The sequence below is a fragment of the Vibrio sp. B1REV9 genome, from assembly GCF_905175395.2.
Classification (GTDB): Bacteria; Pseudomonadota; Gammaproteobacteria; order Enterobacterales; family Vibrionaceae; genus Vibrio; species Vibrio alfacsensis.
The window spans coordinates 841,953-866,328 of sequence record NZ_HG992745.1 but is presented as its reverse complement, the minus strand read 5'-3'; the positions used below and the strand labels follow the sequence as shown (position 1 = coordinate 866,328).

General features: G+C 47.6%; 4 protein-coding genes, 5 tRNA genes, 9 rRNA genes and 1 riboswitch. Of the genes, 3 read left to right on the top strand and 15 right to left on the bottom strand.

The window, feature by feature from the left end:
- The first annotated feature begins 122 nt into the window (after positions 1-122).
- Positions 123-301: riboswitch (Lysine riboswitch) on the top strand.
- A 119-nt stretch (positions 302-420) separates the two neighbouring features.
- Positions 421-1,773 carry a lysine-sensitive aspartokinase 3 gene (gene lysC, locus KHN78_RS09535; RefSeq protein ID WP_211915875.1) on the top strand — a complete coding sequence of 451 codons (1,353 nt, stop codon included), beginning with the start codon at positions 421-423 and terminating at the stop codon, positions 1,771-1,773.
- Between the two features lie 83 nt (positions 1,774-1,856).
- Here the strand turns inward: lysC and metH are convergent, their stop codons facing one another.
- Positions 1,857-5,537, bottom strand: a complete 3,681-nt coding sequence (metH, locus tag KHN78_RS09530; RefSeq protein WP_211915874.1) for a methionine synthase — start codon at positions 5,535-5,537, stop codon at positions 1,857-1,859.
- 189 nt (positions 5,538-5,726) lie between these two features.
- Between metH and KHN78_RS09525 the strand changes: the two genes are divergently transcribed.
- Positions 5,727-7,007, top strand: coding sequence for a cation:proton antiporter (locus tag KHN78_RS09525; RefSeq protein ID WP_211915873.1), 1,281 nt, complete (start codon positions 5,727-5,729; stop codon positions 7,005-7,007).
- 393 nt (positions 7,008-7,400) lie between these two features.
- Positions 7,401-7,664: a transposase gene (locus KHN78_RS22145; protein WP_211915872.1), complete on the top strand. Its 264-nt coding sequence runs from the start codon at positions 7,401-7,403 to the stop codon at positions 7,662-7,664.
- Positions 7,665-7,876: 212 nt separating this feature from the next.
- Here KHN78_RS22145 and KHN78_RS09515 read toward each other — a convergent pair.
- The 14 genes from KHN78_RS09515 to KHN78_RS09450 form a co-directional block, all read right to left on the bottom strand.
- A tRNA-Asp gene (locus tag KHN78_RS09515) sits at positions 7,877-7,953 on the bottom strand.
- Between the two features lie 69 nt (positions 7,954-8,022).
- Positions 8,023-8,139 (bottom strand): 5S ribosomal RNA (gene rrf, locus KHN78_RS09510).
- A gap of 92 nt (positions 8,140-8,231) precedes the next feature.
- Positions 8,232-11,124: ribosomal RNA gene (locus tag KHN78_RS09505) — 23S ribosomal RNA — on the bottom strand.
- A gap of 305 nt (positions 11,125-11,429) precedes the next feature.
- A tRNA-Ala gene (locus KHN78_RS09500) sits at positions 11,430-11,505 on the bottom strand.
- Between the two features lie 40 nt (positions 11,506-11,545).
- Positions 11,546-11,622 (bottom strand) — tRNA-Ile (locus KHN78_RS09495).
- 67 nt (positions 11,623-11,689) lie between these two features.
- Positions 11,690-13,244: ribosomal RNA gene (locus KHN78_RS09490) — 16S ribosomal RNA — on the bottom strand.
- A gap of 367 nt (positions 13,245-13,611) precedes the next feature.
- A 5S ribosomal RNA gene (gene rrf, locus KHN78_RS09485) occupies positions 13,612-13,728 on the bottom strand.
- Positions 13,729-13,820: 92 nt separating this feature from the next.
- A 23S ribosomal RNA gene (locus KHN78_RS09480) occupies positions 13,821-16,713 on the bottom strand.
- A 305-nt stretch (positions 16,714-17,018) separates the two neighbouring features.
- Positions 17,019-17,094: transfer RNA gene (locus KHN78_RS09475), tRNA-Ala, on the bottom strand.
- A 40-nt stretch (positions 17,095-17,134) separates the two neighbouring features.
- A tRNA-Ile gene (locus tag KHN78_RS09470) sits at positions 17,135-17,211 on the bottom strand.
- 67 nt (positions 17,212-17,278) lie between these two features.
- Positions 17,279-18,833: ribosomal RNA gene (locus KHN78_RS09465) — 16S ribosomal RNA — on the bottom strand.
- Between the two features lie 367 nt (positions 18,834-19,200).
- Positions 19,201-19,317: ribosomal RNA gene (rrf, locus tag KHN78_RS09460) — 5S ribosomal RNA — on the bottom strand.
- Positions 19,318-19,409: 92 nt separating this feature from the next.
- Positions 19,410-22,302: ribosomal RNA gene (locus tag KHN78_RS09455) — 23S ribosomal RNA — on the bottom strand.
- 362 nt (positions 22,303-22,664) lie between these two features.
- Positions 22,665-24,219, bottom strand: a 16S ribosomal RNA gene (locus tag KHN78_RS09450).
- The 16S, 23S and 5S rRNA genes sit together here with 5 tRNA genes alongside, the layout of an rRNA operon.
- Positions 24,220-24,376: the final 157 nt, after the last annotated feature.

Genomic DNA, 24,376 nt, shown 5'->3' with positions numbered 1-24,376 from the left:
TAACAGCAATTAGCCCTAAGTATAGAGGTCAAACCACTGTCACAAATTCGTTAATAAAAACTTTCATTTTGGTTGAGATATTGATTGACATTGTGACAACAAAACCGTTCAATGTTTGAGCTTTATGCAGAAGAGGAGCACTGCCCAGGTAGGTGATTTGTGGAGCCGCAATTCCAATACTCATCACTCAGGGGGAGCAGTGCCGAGGTAAGTCAAAGTTGCAGGATTTGACTTGTCGGTTGGCTTGGGTTGAGTCCCATCAACTGTCATCAGCACCGTCTGATGAAGAGCTTCTGAGGGTAAATTTTTTAATGACATTCTTACTACCTCTCTATTTGCTCTGTTCCTTTCCTCACTAAATATTGGATGTATTAGACAACCAACTATTGTTGTTATTTTAGGAAGTCGTGGGAGAACGCAGTGAGCGCATTTAACGTAGCAAAATTCGGTGGGACCAGTGTAGCCAACTTTGAGGCAATGAGCCGTTGCGCTACCATCATTGAAAACAATTCAAATACCCGTCTTGTTGTCAGTAGCGCATGTTCAGGCGTGACAAATCTTTTAGTAGAGCTAGCAAATGGTGTACAAGATCAAGAACATCGTGCAGAAATACTACAAAAGTTAGCGAATATTCACGAATCAATCTTATCGCAATTAGAAGATGCCACCAAAACCGCAAGTGAGGTTTATGCCATTCTAGATACGGTAACGAGCCTAGCCGAAGCCGCATCAATTCAAGCCAACACCAAATTGACCGATCACCTTGTCGCTTGTGGCGAGCTAATGTCGACTCATATCCTTGCGCAGGTCATGCGTGAACGTGGCGTTCAAGCAACTCGATTTGATATCCGTGACGTACTTAAAACGGATGGAAACTTTGGACGAGCAGAGCCTAGCCTTAAGGCCATTTCGCAACTTGCACAAGAAAAGCTGATTCCCTTATGCAAAGAGTACGTTGTTATTACTCAAGGCTTTATTGGCTCCGATGAAAATGGAAACACCACCACTCTAGGACGAGGTGGTAGTGACTATAGTGCAGCACTCATCGCTGAGGGAGTGAAAGCATCTGGTCTCGAGATCTGGACAGATGTGCCTGGGATTTATACCACCGATCCTCGCATTGCATCAAAAGCAGCACCAATTCCAGAAATCAGCTTTAGCGAAGCGTCTGAAATGGCAAATTTCGGTGCTAAAATCCTTCACCCATCGACGTTGGTTCCAGCACTTCGTCACGATATTCCTGTCTTTGTGGGCTCTTCTAAAGAACCAGAAAAAGGCGGAACATGGATTCGTCATCAAGTAGAAAGTTCGCCGCTATTCCGTGCTCTAGCTTTACGTTGCAACCAAACCATGGTCACATTACGTAGTGCAAACATGTTCCACGCCTATGGCTTCTTAGCAAAAGTTTTTGAGATCCTCGCCAAGCACAAAATCTCCGTTGATTTGATCACAACGTCTGAAATCAGTGTGTCATTAACATTAGATCAAACCGATACCTCAGGTGGTGCTCCTCAGTTGCCACAAGCTGCGCGCGAAGAGCTTGAGGCGTTGTGCAAAGTAGAGGTGGAGCATGACTTATGTCTTGTCGCTCTGATTGGAAACAATATGAGTGAAAGCAAAGGCTATGCAAAACAAGTATTTGGCACGCTAGAAGACTTCAACCTACGGATGATCTGCTACGGCGCTAGTCCACATAACTTGTGTTTCCTCGTCCACGAATCAGTATCACGCCAAGCTATTCAGAAACTACACACAGAGCTATTTGAACAGTAAAAACGCTTTTACTCACGAGTAAAACTTTATTCGCCAAAAAACAATAAGGGCTGCGCAAGACAGCCCTTGTTTTGTTGGTTTGATTAACCATTAATATTTGGACCTAGCCACTTCTCCGCTTCGATCCGTTCCCAACCTTTGCGATCAGCATAACTCTGCAGTTGATCCTCTTGAATCTGAGCAATCGCAAAATAACGAGAGTCAGGATGCGAGAAGTACCAACCTGATACAGATGCACCAGGATACATTGCATAACTCGATGTTAGCGACATTCCGATATTCTCTTCAACATTCATAAGCTCCCAAAGTGGTCCTTTCTCCGTGTGTTCAGGACAAGCCGGATAACCAGGTGCTGGTCGAATACCTTGGTATTTTTCACGGATCAGTTCTTCATTTGATAGATCTTCATCCGCTGCGTAACCCCATATCTCTTTACGTACTCGCTCATGCAGACATTCGGCAAAGGCTTCTGCAAGACGATCAGCGACCGCTTGAATCATGATTGCATTGTAATCATCACCTTGGGCCTTGTACTCATCGGCGAGTTCTCGCTCACCAATACCACCAGTCACCGCAAAGGCACCAATCCAATCCTGCTTACCTGACTCTTTTGGTGCAACATAATCCGACAAACAGTAGTTAAAACCTTTCGGTTTCTCAGTTTGTTGACGTAAATTAAGCAATACTTTTGCAACTTCAGTACGAGACTCGTCAGTGTAGACTTCAATATCATCGCCCACACTTGCAGCAGGAAATAAACCACACATCCCTCGAGCCTTAAGTAACCCCTCTCGTTCAACACGATCCAGTAACTCATTGGCATCTTTGTATAATCGCAGAGCTTCTTCCCCAACTTCTTCATGATCAAATATAGTTGGGTACTTACCTACTAACGACCACGTCATAAAGAAAGGTGTCCAGTCGATATAACGACGGAGCATCGAGATATCAAAATCATCGAAGATATGAATCCCCGGTTTTACAGGAGCTGGCGGTGTATAGGAGGACCAATCTATAGCCACTTTATTTGCTCGTGCTTCTTCTAAAGTTACTGGCTTAGTTCGTGGCTTTTTACGGTTATGTTGATCACGAACACGGTCATAGTCCGCATCCAACTTTTCAACAAAACTAGGGCGAAGTTCATCTGAAAGTAGCGATGTACAAACTCCAACCGCTCGGGATGCGTTGTTTACATAAACCACAGGGTGTTTATAGTTTTGCTCAATTTTAACAGCAGTATGCGCTTTTGATGTGGTTGCACCGCCAATCAGTAATGGGAGGTCAAAATCAAGGCGTTCCATCTCTTTTGCGACATGCACCATTTCATCAAGAGAGGGAGTAATTAAGCCAGACAAACCAATGATATCAACGTTTTCTTCTTTGGCGACTTTGAGGATCTTTTCGCATGGAACCATCACTCCTAGATCGATGATTTCATAGTTATTGCACTGCAAAACTACCCCAACAATATTTTTACCAATATCGTGTACATCACCTTTTACCGTCGCCAGTAAAATCTTGCCATTCGATGAGCCAGCCTGTTTCTCTTTGTTAATAAATGGCTCTAAATGGCCGACAGCCTGCTTCATTACGCGTGCAGATTTGACCACTTGGGGAAGGAACATCTTACCCTCACCAAATAAGTCCCCAACAACGTTCATACCATCCATCAACGGCCCCTCAATAACTTCAAGTGGCTTAGATGCCTTGAGACGAGCCTCTTCAGTATCCTCAATGATGAATTCAGTAATGCCTTTGACAAGGGCATGCTCTAAGCGCTTTTCGACAGACCATGCTCGCCATTCCAAAGCGGAGGCATCCTCTTCTTTACCTACCCCTTTTCCAGCAAATTCTGCTGCAATATCGAGTAATCGCTCAGTAGAGTCATTTCGACGATTAAGCACCACATCTTCTACCGCTTCACGCAATTTATCAGGTACGTTATCATAAATTTCTAACTGTCCCGCATTTACGATTCCCATATCCATACCGTTTTTAAAACAGTGATACAGAAACACGGCATGAATCGCCTCACGAACGTAATTATTGCCTCGGAAAGAGAATGAAACATTAGAAACACCGCCAGAGATCATGGCATGTGGTAGGTCACGTTTGATATCAGCAACAGCTTCAATAAAATCCACCGCATAGTTATTGTGTTCTTCAATACCGGTAGCCACCGCAAAGATATTGGGGTCGAAAATGATATCTTCCGGGGGAAAGCCAACTTCATCGACTAAGATTCGATAAGCGTTTGTACAGATTTCAAGCTTGCGCTGGCGAGTTTCCGCTTGGCCAACCTCATCGAACGCCATCACTATCACTGCGGCACCATAACGACGTATCAGCTTCGCTTGCTCGATAAACTTTTCTTTTCCCTCTTTCAGGGAAATAGAATTAACGATCCCTTTTCCTTGAATGCACTTTAAGCCTGCCTCAATAACTTCCCATTTAGAAGAGTCCACCATAACCGGAACTTTAGAAATTTCAGGCTCAGAAGCACATAGATTTAAAAAGCGCACCATGCATGCTTCTGCATCGAGCATGCCCTCATCCATGTTGATATCAATGATCTGCGCACCGTTTTCAACTTGCTGACGAGCCACTTCTAATGCCTCATCGTAGAGCTCCTCTTTAATAAGCCGCTTAAAGCGAGCGGAGCCCGTTACGTTAGTGCGCTCACCAACATTGATGAAGAGTGAATCTTTCTCAATCGTTAATGGCTCTAACCCTGAAAGACGACAAGCGACGGTCAGTTCGGGTAATTTACGCGGAGAAATCCCCTCAACAGCTATCGACATTTGGCGGATATGTTCTGGTGTCGTACCACAACAGCCGCCTATAAGATTTAAAAAGCCACTTTCTGCCCACTCTCTAACATGCTCTGCCATATCTTCTGGCGACAAATCATATTCACCGAAAGCATTTGGCAATCCAGCGTTTGGGTGAGTGGAAACAAAAGATTCTGAAATACGAGAAAGCTCTTCGACATAAGGACGCAGTTCATCTGGACCAAGAGCACAATTCAAACCAAAACAAAGCGGTTTAACATGACGTAGAGAATTATAGAAAGCCTCTGTCGTTTGGCCAGAAAGAGTACGACCAGAAGCATCGGTAATCGTCCCAGAGATCATGACAGGTAGATCAATTGATAGCTCTTCAAAAACACTATCAACAGCAAATGCACACGCTTTGGCATTGAGCGTATCAAAGATGGTTTCGATTAAGATAAGATCAGAGCCACCCTTTATCAGGGCGCGAGTAGATTCGGAGTATGCTTTAACTAACTCATCAAAGGAAACATTTCGATAGCCAGGATCGTTCACATCAGGAGAAATAGAACAAGTTCGGTTGGTAGGACCAAGAACACCAGCAACATATCGCGGACGATCAGGCGTTTTAGTGGTCCATTCGTCAGCGGCTTCACGAGCGAGTTTAGCGGCTGCGAAATTTATCTCTTCGCTCAAACACTCCATCTCATAATCAGCCATCGCAATAGTCGTTGCGTTAAAGGTGTTCGTTTCAAGAATATCTGCGCCAGCTTCCAGGTAAGCGCAATGAATTTCTTTAATCAATTGAGGCTGAGTCAGCACCAACAAGTCGTTGTTGCCTTTTAGGTCGCAATGCCAATCAGCAAAGCGCTCTCCTCTATAATCTTGCTCTTCAAGTTTGTATCCTTGAATCATGGTACCCATACCACCATCGATCAGCAGAATACGTTCCATCAATAGAGCTTCAATCTGTTGTCTTACATTACTTCCCACAGTACAGCCTCATTCCCTTAATTATCTCACCATCCTATCACACAATTTAGAGGAGTCTAGACGTCCAAAATACGAATTGTGATTTTTTTGTATCCTTTCTAGTAACAAAATAATCTCGAAAAAATGTTTGCTATTTAGCCAACATAGTCCGAGAATTCCATTCATAAATTGTTACAAATAGAGAATCTCATGTCGGTATATCATACTTTATGTTTCTTATCTGCCGCTGCAATGCTAATTGCTTTTATAAACAGTAAGATAGGAAAAATGCAGACCACCATAGCAATCACTGCAGGCTCAATGATACTTTCTCTTCTTATTCTAATTGCTGGTCAAAATGGTTGGTTTCAACTAACTGAAATAGCAACAGAAACCATCACTAGCATTAATTTTGAAGATTTTTTACTTAAGGGGATTCTTGGATTTCTTTTATTTGCAGGTGGTCTTGGTATAAAACTACCCAATTTAAAAGATCAAAAGTGGGAGATAACTGTTCTTGCTCTGGGAGCGACACTATTCTCGACATTTTTCATCGGTTTTGCTCTCTATGGATTTTGTTTACTTATCGGCATTCAATTCGATTTAATATATTGCTTACTCTTTGGCGCATTAATCTCACCAACGGATCCCATCGCAGTATTAGCTATCGTCAAAAAGTTACATGCACCAAAACGCATCTCTACACAAATAGAAGGAGAGTCACTCTTTAATGATGGTTTTGGCCTTGTTATTTTTGTCACTATTTTTACCATTGCATTCGGAACAGAAGCGCCAACGGTTGGCAGTGTCGCATTACTGTTTATTCAAGAAGCGATGGGCGGAATTGTTTATGGTTTCTTACTTGGTCTTCTGTTCCACTACTTAATTTGTGCGACCGATGATCATTCAATGGAATTGCTACTAACAATTGGCATTCCAACCGCTGGTTATGCCCTGGCAGAATACCTACATGTATCAGGTCCATTAGCGATGGTAGTCTCAGGAATTATGATTGGGAACTGGACGCGGTTTATTGGCTTCTCAAAAGAGAGTGAAGATCACCTAGACCACTTCTGGGAGTTGGTTGATGAGTTTCTAAACGGTGTCCTTTTCCTCTTGATCGGAATGTCTATGCTGCTGTTCGAATTCCACAAAGAAGACTGGATTCTCATGGCAGTATCGGTTCCATTAGTGTTGTCAGCTCGCTATCTAAGTGTTTTCATCTCTTACATTGGCTTTAAACGCTACAGAACGTACAACCCTTGGTCGATAAGAATTCTAACGTGGGGAGGCTTACGAGGTGGTCTTGCTTTAGCCATGGCTCTTTCGATTCCATCGGGGATCTTAGTCATTCCTGATAAGCTGATCGACGTGAAAGAAATCATTATGGTCATGACTTACTCTGTGGTTGTTTTCTCAATTCTTATTCAAGGCTCAACCATCACACCAATGATTGAGAAAGCGAAGCTGGCCGAAAGGGAGTTGGAATAAACGCTTCTCGAGCGACATTCCATATATTAGGGTCAGATAAAGATAACGATTAGGCAGCCAAATGGCTGCCTTTTTTATTTCATCTAAATATCCAAATACATACCAGTTAAAGAAAAATTCGATTACTCGCTCTCCCCCCTAAGCAAAACTGTCACTCGAAGCGCGACAAGCTCTGAACAAATACCTCATCGAAACAATCCTTAAGTTTCCGGGCCACATGGGACTGGAGAGTGTTGATGTCAGGTTTCAAGATGAGGCGAAATTTGGCCAGCAAAAGACGACAACTCGACTTTGGGCTGAACGTGGTTCAAGGCCGAAAGCGGTAAAACAACAGCAATTTGAGTATGCTTATTTGTTTGACTCATAATGCCTCATTAGAGGGTTCGAGAAGCAATGGTTGTTCCTTGGGTTAGCAAGGCGATTATGGTTGAGCACCTTAAGCAGATCTCCGCAGTCACCAAAAGAGGTCATCACGCAGTGGCCATCATGAATGTGCTGGCTAATACACCAATGATATTGCACAAGGGGTCCATAATATCAGTATCATCAAACTCTCCCCCCTACTCTCCAGAGCTAAACCCGATTGAGCAAGTTTGGAGTTGGCTCAATCAGCACTATCTTGCCAACCAAACTTTGACGATTATTGGGATATTGTGACGAAAATATGCACTGCGTGGAATCGATTCTTAGAGAACGCTGATAGAGTTACCAACATGTGCACAAAAGACTGGATTAACCTAATCAGTTAATTTTCCAAAGGTATTATTCCTAACTTCTGTCAGCAGCATAATGGCTTTTGAGGGGAACATGACGAGTATTGAATATACGAAAAAGCCCCAGCATTGCTGCTAGGGCTTTATCTGAATAAATGGCGGAGCGGACGGGACTCGAACCCGCGACCCCCGGCGTGACAGGCCGGTATTCTAACCAACTGAACTACCGCTCCGCACTGGTTAGACATTTAAGTCTAAGTTTTTGTCTTCACTTTTTCATAAAAAGTGAAAATAAAATTAAAGCCTGGCGATGTCCTACTCTCACATGGGGAAACCCCACACTACCATCGGCGCTATTTCGTTTCACTTCTGAGTTCGGAATGGAAATCAGGTGGGTCCAAAATGCTATGGTCGCCAAGCAAATTCTTTAATCTGGAAAGCTGTTTCTGTATTCTCTACACAATCAAGTCTTGTTCTTGCTTTGAGTCCATCAAAACCCTTTGGGTGTTGTATGGTTAAGCCTCACGGGCAATTAGTATCAGTTAGCTCAATGCCTCACAGCACTTACACACCTGACCTATCAACGTCGTAGTCTCCGACAACCCTTTAGGATACTTAAAGTATCAGGGAGAACTCATCTCAAGGCTCGCTTCCCGCTTAGATGCTTTCAGCGGTTATCGATTCCGAACTTAGCTACCGGGCAATGCGTCTGGCGACACAACCCGAACACCAGAGGTTCGTCCACTCCGGTCCTCTCGTACTAGGAGCAGCCCCTTTCAATTCTCCAACGCCCACGGCAGATAGGGACCGAACTGTCTCACGACGTTCTAAACCCAGCTCGCGTACCACTTTAAATGGCGAACAGCCATACCCTTGGGACCGACTTCAGCCCCAGGATGTGATGAGCCGACATCGAGGTGCCAAACACCGCCGTCGATATGAACTCTTGGGCGGTATCAGCCTGTTATCCCCGGAGTACCTTTTATCCGTTGAGCGATGGCCCTTCCATTCAGAACCACCGGATCACTATGACCTGCTTTCGCACCTGCTCGAATTGTCATTCTCGCAGTCAAGCGGGCTTATGCCATTGCACTAACCTCACGATGTCCAACCGTGATTAGCCCACCTTCGTGCTCCTCCGTTACTCTTTGGGAGGAGACCGCCCCAGTCAAACTACCCACCAGGCACTGTCCGCAACCCCGATAAGGGGTCAACGTTAGAACATCAACACTACAAGGGTGGTATTTCAAGGACGGCTCCACAGATACTAGCGTACCTGCTTCAAAGCCTCCCACCTATCCTACACATGTAGGGTCAATGTTCAGTGCCAAGCTGTAGTAAAGGTTCACGGGGTCTTTCCGTCTAGCCGCGGGTACACTGCATCTTCACAGCGATTTCAATTTCACTGAGTCTCGGGTGGAGACAGCGTGGCCATCATTACGCCATTCGTGCAGGTCGGAACTTACCCGACAAGGAATTTCGCTACCTTAGGACCGTTATAGTTACGGCCGCCGTTTACCGGGGCTTCGATCAAGAGCTTCGACCGAAGTCTAACCCCATCAATTAACCTTCCGGCACCGGGCAGGCGTCACACCGTATACGTCATCTTACGATTTTGCACAGTGCTGTGTTTTTAATAAACAGTTGCAGCCACCTGGTATCTGCGACTCTCGTCAGCTCCATCCGCAAGGGACTTCACCATCAAGAGCGTACCTTCTCCCGAAGTTACGGTACCATTTTGCCTAGTTCCTTCACCCGAGTTCTCTCAAGCGCCTTGGTATTCTCTACCCGACCACCTGTGTCGGTTTGGGGTACGATTCCTTACAATCTGAAGCTTAGAGGCTTTTCCTGGAAGCATGGCATCAATGACTTCACTACCGTAGTAGCTCGACGTCGTGTCTCAGCCTTAGAAAGAGCCGGATTTACCTAACTCTTAAGCCTACGCACTTGAACCTGGACAACCGTCGCCAGGCCCACCTAGCCTTCTCCGTCCCCCCATCGCAATTGTAAGAAGTACGGGAATATTAACCCGTTTCCCATCGACTACGCCTTTCGGCCTCGCCTTAGGGGTCGACTTACCCTGCCCCGATTAACGTTGGACAGGAACCCTTGGTCTTCCGGCGAGGAGGTTTTTCACCCCCTTTATCGTTACTCATGTCAGCATTCGCACTTCTGATACCTCCAGCATGCTTTACAACACACCTTCAACGGCTTACAGAACGCTCCCCTACCCAATGAAGTAAACTTCATTGCCGCAGCTTCGGTTTATTACTTAGCCCCGTTACATCTTCCGCGCAGGCCGACTCGACCAGTGAGCTATTACGCTTTCTTTAAATGATGGCTGCTTCTAAGCCAACATCCTGGCTGTCTGAGCCTTCCCACATCGTTTCCCACTTAGTAATAATTTGGGACCTTAGCTGGCGGTCTGGGTTGTTTCCCTCTCCACGACGGACGTTAGCACCCGCCGTGTGTCTCCCGGATAGTACTTACTGGTATTCGGAGTTTGCAAAGGGTTGGTAAGTCGGGATGACCCCCTAGCCTTAACAGTGCTCTACCCCCAGTAGTATTCGTCCGAGGCGCTACCTAAATAGCTTTCGGGGAGAACCAGCTATCTCCAGGTTTGATTGGCCTTTCACCCCTAGCCACAAGTCATCCGCTAATTTTTCAACATTAGTCGGTTCGGTCCTCCAATTGATGTTACTCAATCTTCAACCTGCCCATGGCTAGATCACCTGGTTTCGGGTCTATATCCAGAGACTGAACGCCCAGTTAAGACTCGGTTTCCCTACGGCTCCCCTAGATGGTTAACCTTGCCACTGAATATAAGTCGCTGACCCATTATACAAAAGGTACGCAGTCACAGGACATAATGCCTGCTCCTACTGCTTGTACGTACACGGTTTCAGGTTCTATTTCACTCCCCTCACAGGGGTTCTTTTCGCCTTTCCCTCACGGTACTGGTTCACTATCGGTCAGTCAGTAGTATTTAGCCTTGGAGGATGGTCCCCCCATATTCAGACAGGATATCACGTGTCCCGCCCTACTCGATTTCACTGAATGTGCGTTGTCGACTACGGGGCTATCACCCTGTATCGCCGGACTTTCCAGACCGTTCGTCTAACGCATATAAAGCTTAAGGGCTAGTCCAATTTCGCTCGCCGCTACTTTCGGAATCTCGGTTGATTTCTTTTCCTCGGGGTACTTAGATGTTTCAGTTCCCCCGGTTCGCCTCATTAACCTATGAATTCAGTTAATGATACTAGCTTATGCTAGTGGGTTTCCCCATTCAGAAATCCCAGACTCAAATGGTTGTTACTACCTAATCTGGGCTTATCGCAAGTTACTACGTCTTTCATCGCCTCTGACTGCCAAGGCATCCACCGTGTACGCTTAGTCACTTAACCATACAACCCCAAAGAGTTTCAGAAGAAATCTTGAGTTTGTTGTTTAAACAACCAAAGTTGCTATCTCATTATTTGAATGAGCGAGATAGCTATCGATTTTGCCGGACTCAAATATGTTTTGCTTTCGCAAAACCCAAGAACACTTGAATGTGTTTTGTGTATTCATCGAAATGAATACTTTGAGAACTTTACAAACAAACGCTTATCTATATAAGACAAGATTTGTTTTGTCAGCTTTCCAAATTGTTAAAGAGCTAGATTCATTAAGAACCATTTTTAAAAACTCTCGTAAGAGTGCTTAAAGATGGTGGAGCTATGCGGGATCGAACCGCAGACCTCCTGCGTGCAAGGCAGGCGCTCTCCCAGCTGAGCTATAGCCCCATCTAGGTGTCGATACTGCATACCAATTCCTAAAAGGAAGTGGTGGGTCTGAGTGGACTCGAACCACCGACCTCTCGCTTATCAGGCGAACGCTCTAACCACCTGAGCTACAGACCCAGTATCGTCTCTTTTACTTATAAACCGTATCAATCTGTGTGGACACTCATCGTGAGTAATCATCGTATAAGGAGGTGATCCAGCGCCAGGTTCCCCTAGCGCTACCTTGTTACGACTTCACCCCAGTCATGAACCACAAAGTGGTAAGCGTCCTCCCCGAAAGGTTAAACTACCTACTTCTTTTGCAGCCCACTCCCATGGTGTGACGGGCGGTGTGTACAAGGCCCGGGAACGTATTCACCGTGGCATTCTGATCCACGATTACTAGCGATTCCGACTTCATGGAGTCGAGTTGCAGACTCCAATCCGGACTACGACGCACTTTTTGGGATTCGCTCACTTTCGCAAGTTGGCTGCCCTCTGTATGCGCCATTGTAGCACGTGTGTAGCCCTACTCGTAAGGGCCATGATGACTTGACGTCGTCCCCACCTTCCTCCGGTTTATCACCGGCAGTCTCCCTGGAGTTCCCGACATTACTCGCTGGCAAACAAGGATAAGGGTTGCGCTCGTTGCGGGACTTAACCCAACATTTCACAACACGAGCTGACGACAGCCATGCAGCACCTGTCTCAGAGTTCCCGAAGGCACACCTGTATCTCTACTGGCTTCTCTGGATGTCAAGAGTAGGTAAGGTTCTTCGCGTTGCATCGAATTAAACCACATGCTCCACCGCTTGTGCGGGCCCCCGTCAATTCATTTGAGTTTTAATCTTGCGACCGTACTCCCCAGGCGGTCTACTTAACGCGTTAGCTCCGAAAGCCACGGCTCAAGGCCACAACCTCCAAGTAGACATCGTTTACGGCGTGGACTACCAGGGTATCTAATCCTGTTTGCTCCCCACGCTTTCGCATCTGAGTGTCAGTATCTGTCCAGGGGGCCGCCTTCGCCACCGGTATTCCTTCAGATCTCTACGCATTTCACCGCTACACCTGAAATTCTACCCCCCTCTACAGTACTCTAGTCTGCCAGTTTCAAATGCAATTCCGAGGTTGAGCCCCGGGCTTTCACATCTGACTTAACAAACCACCTGCATGCGCTTTACGCCCAGTAATTCCGATTAACGCTCGCACCCTCCGTATTACCGCGGCTGCTGGCACGGAGTTAGCCGGTGCTTCTTCTGTAGGTAACGTCAAATCCATACGCTATTAACGCATGAACCTTCCTCCCTACTGAAAGTGCTTTACAACCCGAAGGCCTTCTTCACACACGCGGCATGGCTGCATCAGGCTTGCGCCCATTGTGCAATATTCCCCACTGCTGCCTCCCGTAGGAGTCTGGACCGTGTCTCAGTTCCAGTGTGGCTGATCATCCTCTCAGACCAGCTAGGGATCGTCGCCTTGGTGAGCCCTTACCTCACCAACTAGCTAATCCCACCTAGGCATATCCTGACGCGAGAGGCCCGAAGGTCCCCCTCTTTGGCCCGTAGGCATCATGCGGTATTAGCCATCGTTTCCAATGGTTATCCCCCACATCAGGGCAATTTCCTAGGCATTACTCACCCGTCCGCCGCTCGCCGCCCAACAAATCCTCCGAAGATTCAATGTTGTCGCTGCCGCTCGACTTGCATGTGTTAGGCCTGCCGCCAGCGTTCAATCTGAGCCATGATCAAACTCTTCAATTTAAGATTTTGTTCGGCTCAATGAATACTGACTTCAAAACTGCTCTTACTCGAAAGTAAGAAGTAATTTTAAAGCTATTATCGTTCCAACAGAACGATAATGAATTGACTGTGCCAAGTCTTTCGACTCGTTTGGTCACTCAGTTCATTGAAACCTAATTTGATACCGAGGTATCTAATTGGATTATCATCAACGAGTGCCCACACAGATTGATAGGTCTATATTGTTAAAGAGCTTGGCTTTCAGTGCCTTAGCACTTAAGCGAGGTGCGTATAATACGCTTTTCACTTTGAAAGTCAACATAAAACTCTAAAAAACTTCAGAACTTTATGGTGACTTGCTTAAATATTAAGCAAGTGCAAAATTAAAGCCTGGCGATGTCCTACTCTCACATGGGGAAGCCCCACACTACCATCGGCGCTATTTCGTTTCACTTCTGAGTTCGGAATGGAAATCAGGTGGGTCCAAAATGCTATGGTCGCCAAGCAAATTCTTTAATCTGGAAAGCTGTTTCTGTGTTCTCTACACAATCAAGTCTTGTTCTTGCTTTGAGTCCATCAAAACCCTTTGGGTGTTGTATGGTTAAGCCTCACGGGCAATTAGTATCAGTTAGCTCAATGCCTCACAGCACTTACACACCTGACCTATCAACGTCGTAGTCTCCGACAACCCTTTAGGATACTTAAAGTATCAGGGAGAACTCATCTCAAGGCTCGCTTCCCGCTTAGATGCTTTCAGCGGTTATCGATTCCGAACTTAGCTACCGGGCAATGCGTCTGGCGACACAACCCGAACACCAGAGGTTCGTCCACTCCGGTCCTCTCGTACTAGGAGCAGCCCCTTTCAATTCTCCAACGCCCACGGCAGATAGGGACCGAACTGTCTCACGACGTTCTAAACCCAGCTCGCGTACCACTTTAAATGGCGAACAGCCATACCCTTGGGACCGACTTCAGCCCCAGGATGTGATGAGCCGACATCGAGGTGCCAAACACCGCCGTCGATATGAACTCTTGGGCGGTATCAGCCTGTTATCCCCGGAGTACCTTTTATCCGTTGAGCGATGGCCCTTCCATTCAGAACCACCGGATCACTATGACCTGCTTTCGCACCTGCTCGAATTGTCATTCTCGCAGTCAAGCGGGCTTATGCCATTGCACTAACCTCACGATGTCCAACCGTGATTAGCCCACCTTCGTGCTCCTCCGTTACTCTTTGGGAGGAGACCGCCCCAGTCAAACTACCCACCAGGCACTGTCCGCAACCCCGATAAGGGGTCAACGTTAGAACATCAACACTACAAGGGTGGTATTTCAAGGACGGCTCCACAGATACTAGCGTACCTGCTTCAAAGCCTCCCACCTATCCTACACATGTAGGGTCAATGTTCAGTGCCAAGCTGTAGTAAAGGTTCACGGGGTCTTTCCGTCTAGCCGCGGGTACACTGCATCTTCACAGCGATTTCAATTTCACTGAGTCTCGGGTGGAGACAGCGTGGCCATCATTACGCCATTCGTGCAGGTCGGAACTTACCCGACAAGGAATTTCGCTACCTTAGGACCGTTATAGTTACGGCCGCCGTTTACCGGGGCTTCGATCAAGAGCTTCGACCGAAGTCTAACCCCATCAATTAACCTTCCGGCACCGGGCAGGCGTCACACCGTATACGTCATCTTACGATTTTGCACAGTGCTGTGTTTTTAATAAACAGTTGCAGCCACCTGGTATCTGCGACTCTCGTCAGCTCCATCCGCAAGGGACTTCACCATCAAGAGCGTACCTTCTCCCGAAGTTACGGTACCATTTTGCCTAGTTCCTTCACCCGAGTTCTCTCAAGCGCCTTGGTATTCTCTACCCGACCACCTGTGTCGGTTTGGGGTACGATTCCTTACAATCTGAAGCTTAGAGGCTTTTCCTGGAAGCATGGCATCAATGACTTCACTACCGTAGTAGCTCGACGTCGTGTCTCAGCCTTAGAAAGAGCCGGATTTACCTAACTCTTAAGCCTACGCACTTGAACCTGGACAACCGTCGCCAGGCCCACCTAGCCTTCTCCGTCCCCCCATCGCAATTGTAAGAAGTACGGGAATATTAACCCGTTTCCCATCGACTACGCCTTTCGGCCTCGCCTTAGGGGTCGACTTACCCTGCCCCGATTAACGTTGGACAGGAACCCTTGGTCTTCCGGCGAGGAGGTTTTTCACCCCCTTTATCGTTACTCATGTCAGCATTCGCACTTCTGATACCTCCAGCATGCTTTACAACACACCTTCAACGGCTTACAGAACGCTCCCCTACCCAATGAAGTAAACTTCATTGCCGCAGCTTCGGTTTATTACTTAGCCCCGTTACATCTTCCGCGCAGGCCGACTCGACCAGTGAGCTATTACGCTTTCTTTAAATGATGGCTGCTTCTAAGCCAACATCCTGGCTGTCTGAGCCTTCCCACATCGTTTCCCACTTAGTAATAATTTGGGACCTTAGCTGGCGGTCTGGGTTGTTTCCCTCTCCACGACGGACGTTAGCACCCGCCGTGTGTCTCCCGGATAGTACTTACTGGTATTCGGAGTTTGCAAAGGGTTGGTAAGTCGGGATGACCCCCTAGCCTTAACAGTGCTCTACCCCCAGTAGTATTCGTCCGAGGCGCTACCTAAATAGCTTTCGGGGAGAACCAGCTATCTCCAGGTTTGATTGGCCTTTCACCCCTAGCCACAAGTCATCCGCTAATTTTTCAACATTAGTCGGTTCGGTCCTCCAATTGATGTTACTCAATCTTCAACCTGCCCATGGCTAGATCACCTGGTTTCGGGTCTATATCCAGAGACTGAACGCCCAGTTAAGACTCGGTTTCCCTACGGCTCCCCTAGATGGTTAACCTTGCCACTGAATATAAGTCGCTGACCCATTATACAAAAGGTACGCAGTCACAGGACGCAATGCCTGCTCCTACTGCTTGTACGTACACGGTTTCAGGTTCTATTTCACTCCCCTCACAGGGGTTCTTTTCGCCTTTCCCTCACGGTACTGGTTCACTATCGGTCAGTCAGTAGTATTTAGCCTTGGAGGATGGTCCCCCCATATTCAGACAGGATATCACGTGTCCCGCCCTACTCGATTTCACTGAATGTGCGTTGTCGACTACGGGGCTATCACCCTGTATCGCCGGACTTTCCAGACCGTTCGTCTAACGCATATAAAGCTTAAGGGCTAGTCCAATTTCGCTCGCCGCTACTTTCGGAATCTCGGTTGATTTCTTTTCCTCGGGGTACTTAGATGTTTCAGTTCCCCCGGTTCGCCTCATTAACCTATGAATTCAGTTAATGATACTAGCTTATGCTAGTGGGTTTCCCCATTCAGAAATCCCAGACTCAAATGGTTGTTACTACCTAATCTGGGCTTATCGCAAGTTACTACGTCTTTCATCGCCTCTGACTGCCAAGGCATCCACCGTGTACGCTTAGTCACTTAACCATACAACCCCAAAGAGTTTCAGAAGAAATCTTGAGTTTGTTGTTTAAACAACCAAAGTTGCTATCTCATTATTTGAATGAGCGAGATAGCTATCGATTTTGCCGGACTCAAATATGTTTTGCTTTCGCAAAACCCAAGAACACTTGAATGTGTTTTGTGTATTCATCGAAATGAATACTTTGAGAACTTTACAAACAAACGCTTATCTATATAAGACAAGATTTGTTTTGTCAGCTTTCCAAATTGTTAAAGAGCTAGATTCATTAAGAACCATTTTTAAAAACTCTCGTAAGAGTGCTTAAAGATGGTGGAGCTATGCGGGATCGAACCGCAGACCTCCTGCGTGCAAGGCAGGCGCTCTCCCAGCTGAGCTATAGCCCCATCTAGGTGTCGATACTGCATACCAATTCCTAAAAGGAAGTGGTGGGTCTGAGTGGACTCGAACCACCGACCTCTCGCTTATCAGGCGAACGCTCTAACCACCTGAGCTACAGACCCAGTATCGTCTCTTTTACTTATAAACCGTATCAATCTGTGTGGACACTCATCGTGAGTAATCATCGTATAAGGAGGTGATCCAGCGCCAGGTTCCCCTAGCGCTACCTTGTTACGACTTCACCCCAGTCATGAACCACAAAGTGGTAAGCGTCCTCCCCGAAAGGTTAAACTACCTACTTCTTTTGCAGCCCACTCCCATGGTGTGACGGGCGGTGTGTACAAGGCCCGGGAACGTATTCACCGTGGCATTCTGATCCACGATTACTAGCGATTCCGACTTCATGGAGTCGAGTTGCAGACTCCAATCCGGACTACGACGCACTTTTTGGGATTCGCTCACTTTCGCAAGTTGGCTGCCCTCTGTATGCGCCATTGTAGCACGTGTGTAGCCCTACTCGTAAGGGCCATGATGACTTGACGTCGTCCCCACCTTCCTCCGGTTTATCACCGGCAGTCTCCCTGGAGTTCCCGACATTACTCGCTGGCAAACAAGGATAAGGGTTGCGCTCGTTGCGGGACTTAACCCAACATTTCACAACACGAGCTGACGACAGCCATGCAGCACCTGTCTCAGAGTTCCCGAAGGCACACCTGTATCTCTACTGGCTTCTCTGGATGTCAAGAGTAGGTAAGGTTCTTCGCGTTGCATCGAATTAAACCACATGCTCCACCGCTTGTGCGGGCCCCCGTCAATTCATTTGAGTTTTAATCTTGCGACCGTACTCCCCAGGCGGTCTACTTAACGCGTTAGCTCCGAAAGCCACGGCTCAAGGCCACAACCTCCAAGTAGACATCGTTTACGGCGTGGACTACCAGGGTATCTAATCCTGTTTGCTCCCCACGCTTTCGCATCTGAGTGTCAGTATCTGTCCAGGGGGCCGCCTTCGCCACCGGTATTCCTTCAGATCTCTACGCATTTCACCGCTACACCTGAAATTCTACCCCCCTCTACAGTACTCTAGTCTGCCAGTTTCAAATGCAATTCCGAGGTTGAGCCCCGGGCTTTCACATCTGACTTAACAAACCACCTGCATGCGCTTTACGCCCAGTAATTCCGATTAACGCTCGCACCCTCCGTATTACCGCGGCTGCTGGCACGGAGTTAGCCGGTGCTTCTTCTGTAGGTAACGTCAAATCCATACGCTATTAACGCATGAACCTTCCTCCCTACTGAAAGTGCTTTACAACCCGAAGGCCTTCTTCACACACGCGGCATGGCTGCATCAGGCTTGCGCCCATTGTGCAATATTCCCCACTGCTGCCTCCCGTAGGAGTCTGGACCGTGTCTCAGTTCCAGTGTGGCTGATCATCCTCTCAGACCAGCTAGGGATCGTCGCCTTGGTGAGCCCTTACCTCACCAACTAGCTAATCCCACCTAGGCATATCCTGACGCGAGAGGCCCGAAGGTCCCCCTCTTTGGCCCGTAGGCATCATGCGGTATTAGCCATCGTTTCCAATGGTTATCCCCCACATCAGGGCAATTTCCTAGGCATTACTCACCCGTCCGCCGCTCGCCGCCCAACAAATCCTCCGAAGATTCAATGTTGTCGCTGCCGCTCGACTTGCATGTGTTAGGCCTGCCGCCAGCGTTCAATCTGAGCCATGATCAAACTCTTCAATTTAAGATTTTGTTCGGCTCAATGAATACTGACTTCAAAACTGCTCTTACTCGAAAGTAAGAAGTAATTTTAAAGCTATTATCGTTCCAACAGAACGATAATGAATTGACTGTGCCAAGTCTTTCGACTCGTTTGGTCACTCAGTTCATTGAAACCTAATTTGATACCGAGGTATCTAATTGGATTATCATCAACGAGTGCCCACACAGATTGATAGGTCTATATTGTTAAAGAGCTTGGCTTTCAGTGCCTTAGCACTTAAGCGAGGTGCGTATAATACGCTTTTCACTTTGAAAGTCAACATAAAACTCTAAAAAACTTCAGAACTTTATGGTGACTTGCTTAAATATTAAGCAAGTGCAAAATTAAAGCCTGGCGATGTCCTACTCTCACATGGGGAAGCCCCACACTACCATCGGCGCTATTTCGTTTCACTTCTGAGTTCGGAATGGAAATCAGGTGGGTCCAAAATGCTATGGTCGCCAAGCAAATTCTTTAATCTGGAAAGCTGTTTCTGTGTTCTCTACACAATCAAGTCTTGTTCTTGCTTTGAGTCCATCAAAACCCTTTGGGTGTTGTATGGTTAAGCCTCACGGGCAATTAGTATCAGTTAGCTCAATGCCTCACAGCACTTACACACCTGACCTATCAACGTCGTAGTCTCCGACAACCCTTTAGGATACTTAAAGTATCAGGGAGAACTCATCTCAAGGCTCGCTTCCCGCTTAGATGCTTTCAGCGGTTATCGATTCCGAACTTAGCTACCGGGCAATGCGTCTGGCGACACAACCCGAACACCAGAGGTTCGTCCACTCCGGTCCTCTCGTACTAGGAGCAGCCCCTTTCAATTCTCCAACGCCCACGGCAGATAGGGACCGAACTGTCTCACGACGTTCTAAACCCAGCTCGCGTACCACTTTAAATGGCGAACAGCCATACCCTTGGGACCGACTTCAGCCCCAGGATGTGATGAGCCGACATCGAGGTGCCAAACACCGCCGTCGATATGAACTCTTGGGCGGTATCAGCCTGTTATCCCCGGAGTACCTTTTATCCGTTGAGCGATGGCCCTTCCATTCAGAACCACCGGATCACTATGACCTGCTTTCGCACCTGCTCGAATTGTCATTCTCGCAGTCAAGCGGGCTTATGCCATTGCACTAACCTCACGATGTCCAACCGTGATTAGCCCACCTTCGTGCTCCTCCGTTACTCTTTGGGAGGAGACCGCCCCAGTCAAACTACCCACCAGGCACTGTCCGCAACCCCGATAAGGGGTCAACGTTAGAACATCAACACTACAAGGGTGGTATTTCAAGGACGGCTCCACAGATACTAGCGTACCTGCTTCAAAGCCTCCCACCTATCCTACACATGTAGGGTCAATGTTCAGTGCCAAGCTGTAGTAAAGGTTCACGGGGTCTTTCCGTCTAGCCGCGGGTACACTGCATCTTCACAGCGATTTCAATTTCACTGAGTCTCGGGTGGAGACAGCGTGGCCATCATTACGCCATTCGTGCAGGTCGGAACTTACCCGACAAGGAATTTCGCTACCTTAGGACCGTTATAGTTACGGCCGCCGTTTACCGGGGCTTCGATCAAGAGCTTCGACCGAAGTCTAACCCCATCAATTAACCTTCCGGCACCGGGCAGGCGTCACACCGTATACGTCATCTTACGATTTTGCACAGTGCTGTGTTTTTAATAAACAGTTGCAGCCACCTGGTATCTGCGACTCTCGTCAGCTCCATCCGCAAGGGACTTCACCATCAAGAGCGTACCTTCTCCCGAAGTTACGGTACCATTTTGCCTAGTTCCTTCACCCGAGTTCTCTCAAGCGCCTTGGTATTCTCTACCCGACCACCTGTGTCGGTTTGGGGTACGATTCCTTACAATCTGAAGCTTAGAGGCTTTTCCTGGAAGCATGGCATCAATGACTTCACTACCGTAGTAGCTCGACGTCGTGTCTCAGCCTTAGAAAGAGCCGGATTTACCTAACTCTTAAGCCTACGCACTTGAACCTGGACAACCGTCGCCAGGCCCACCTAGCCTTCTCCGTCCCCCCATCGCAATTGTAAGAAGTACGGGAATATTAACCCGTTTCCCATCGACTACGCCTTTCGGCCTCGCCTTAGGGGTCGACTTACCCTGCCCCGATTAACGTTGGACAGGAACCCTTGGTCTTCCGGCGAGGAGGTTTTTCACCCCCTTTATCGTTACTCATGTCAGCATTCGCACTTCTGATACCTCCAGCATGCTTTACAACACACCTTCAACGGCTTACAGAACGCTCCCCTACCCAATGAAGTAAACTTCATTGCCGCAGCTTCGGTTTATTACTTAGCCCCGTTACATCTTCCGCGCAGGCCGACTCGACCAGTGAGCTATTACGCTTTCTTTAAATGATGGCTGCTTCTAAGCCAACATCCTGGCTGTCTGAGCCTTCCCACATCGTTTCCCACTTAGTAATAATTTGGGACCTTAGCTGGCGGTCTGGGTTGTTTCCCTCTCCACGACGGACGTTAGCACCCGCCGTGTGTCTCCCGGATAGTACTTACTGGTATTCGGAGTTTGCAAAGGGTTGGTAAGTCGGGATGACCCCCTAGCCTTAACAGTGCTCTACCCCCAGTAGTATTCGTCCGAGGCGCTACCTAAATAGCTTTCGGGGAGAACCAGCTATCTCCAGGTTTGATTGGCCTTTCACCCCTAGCCACAAGTCATCCGCTAATTTTTCAACATTAGTCGGTTCGGTCCTCCAATTGATGTTACTCAATCTTCAACCTGCCCATGGCTAGATCACCTGGTTTCGGGTCTATATCCAGAGACTGAACGCCCAGTTAAGACTCGGTTTCCCTACGGCTCCCCTAGATGGTTAACCTTGCCACTGAATATAAGTCGCTGACCCATTATACAAAAGGTACGCAGTCACAGGACGCAATGCCTGCTCCTACTGCTTGTACGTACACGGTTTCAGGTTCTATTTCACTCCCCTCACAGGGGTTCTTTTCGCCTTTCCCTCACGGTACTGGTTCACTATCGGTCAGTCAGTAGTATTTAGCCTTGGAGGATGGTCCCCCCATATTCAGACAGGATATCACGTGTCCCGCCCTACTCGATTTCACTGAATGTGCGTTGTCGACTACGGGGCTATCACCCTGTATCGCCGGACTTTCCAGACCGTTCGTCTAACGCATATAAAGCTTAAGGGCTAGTCCAATTTCGCTCGCCGCTACTTTCGGAATCTCGGTTGATTTCTTTTCCTCGGGGTACTTAGATGTTTCAGTTCCCCCGGTTCGCCTCATTAACCTATGAATTCAGTTAATGATACTAGCTTATGCTAGTGGGTTTCCCCATTCAGAAATCCCAGACTCAAATGGTTGTTACTACCTAATCTGGGCTTATCGCAAGTTACTACGTCTTTCATCGCCTCTGACTGCCAAGGCATCCACCGTGTACGCTTAGTCACTTAACCATACAACCCCAAAGAGTTTCAGAAGAAATCTTGAGTTTGTTGTTTAAACAACCAAAGTTGCTATCTCATTATTTGAATGAGCGAGATAGCTATCGATTTTGCCGGACTCAAATATGTTTTGCTTTCGCAAAACCCAAGAACACTTGAATGTGTTTTTGTGTATTCATCGAAATGAATACTTTGAGAACTTTACAAACAAACGCTTATCTATTTAAGACAAGATTTGTTTTGTCAGCTTTCCAAATTGTTAAAGAGCAATAATAGCTCGAAGCTTTCGCTTCAAAACCATCAATCTGTGTGGACACTCATCGAGACTCATTTGTCTTCACTTTAAAAAGTGAAAGCAAACTATCCGTATCGTATAAGGAGGTGATCCAGCGCCAGGTTCCCCTAGCGCTACCTTGTTACGACTTCACCCCAGTCATGAACCACAAAGTGGTAAGCGTCCTCCCCGAAAGGTTAAACTACCTACTTCTTTTGCAGCCCACTCCCATGGTGTGACGGGCGGTGTGTACAAGGCCCGGGAACGTATTCACCGTGGCATTCTGATCCACGATTACTAGCGATTCCGACTTCATGGAGTCGAGTTGCAGACTCCAATCCGGACTACGACGCACTTTTTGGGATTCGCTCACTTTCGCAAGTTGGCTGCCCTCTGTATGCGCCATTGTAGCACGTGTGTAGCCCTACTCGTAAGGGCCATGATGACTTGACGTCGTCCCCACCTTCCTCCGGTTTATCACCGGCAGTCTCCCTGGAGTTCCCGACATTACTCGCTGGCAAACAAGGATAAGGGTTGCGCTCGTTGCGGGACTTAACCCAACATTTCACAACACGAGCTGACGACAGCCATGCAGCACCTGTCTCAGAGTTCCCGAAGGCACACCTGTATCTCTACTGGCTTCTCTGGATGTCAAGAGTAGGTAAGGTTCTTCGCGTTGCATCGAATTAAACCACATGCTCCACCGCTTGTGCGGGCCCCCGTCAATTCATTTGAGTTTTAATCTTGCGACCGTACTCCCCAGGCGGTCTACTTAACGCGTTAGCTCCGAAAGCCACGGCTCAAGGCCACAACCTCCAAGTAGACATCGTTTACGGCGTGGACTACCAGGGTATCTAATCCTGTTTGCTCCCCACGCTTTCGCATCTGAGTGTCAGTATCTGTCCAGGGGGCCGCCTTCGCCACCGGTATTCCTTCAGATCTCTACGCATTTCACCGCTACACCTGAAATTCTACCCCCCTCTACAGTACTCTAGTCTGCCAGTTTCAAATGCAATTCCGAGGTTGAGCCCCGGGCTTTCACATCTGACTTAACAAACCACCTGCATGCGCTTTACGCCCAGTAATTCCGATTAACGCTCGCACCCTCCGTATTACCGCGGCTGCTGGCACGGAGTTAGCCGGTGCTTCTTCTGTAGGTAACGTCAAATCCATACGCTATTAACGCATGAACCTTCCTCCCTACTGAAAGTGCTTTACAACCCGAAGGCCTTCTTCACACACGCGGCATGGCTGCATCAGGCTTGCGCCCATTGTGCAATATTCCCCACTGCTGCCTCCCGTAGGAGTCTGGACCGTGTCTCAGTTCCAGTGTGGCTGATCATCCTCTCAGACCAGCTAGGGATCGTCGCCTTGGTGAGCCCTTACCTCACCAACTAGCTAATCCCACCTAGGCATATCCTGACGCGAGAGGCCCGAAGGTCCCCCTCTTTGGCCCGTAGGCATCATGCGGTATTAGCCATCGTTTCCAATGGTTATCCCCCACATCAGGGCAATTTCCTAGGCATTACTCACCCGTCCGCCGCTCGCCGCCCAACAAATCCTCCGAAGATTCAATGTTGTCGCTGCCGCTCGACTTGCATGTGTTAGGCCTGCCGCCAGCGTTCAATCTGAGCCATGATCAAACTCTTCAATTTAAGATTTTGTTCGACTCAATGAATACTGAACATTCCTTTCGCTAATAAATAGCAGAAGTAATGTTTGAATTGACTGTGCTGAATCTTTCGATTCAATGGTCACTTCGTTTCATTGAAATCTAATTTGAAGCCAAAGCTTCTAATTTGGATTATCATC

Excerpts from the sequence above, each read along its gene's own strand:
- KHN78_RS09525 (WP_211915873.1), top strand. The coding sequence starts at position 5,727 with ATGTCGGTATATCATACTTTATGTTTCTTATCTGCCGCTGCAATGCTA.
- KHN78_RS22145 (WP_211915872.1), top strand. The coding sequence starts at position 7,401 with ATGGTTGTTCCTTGGGTTAGCAAGGCGATTATGGTTGAGCACCTTAAG.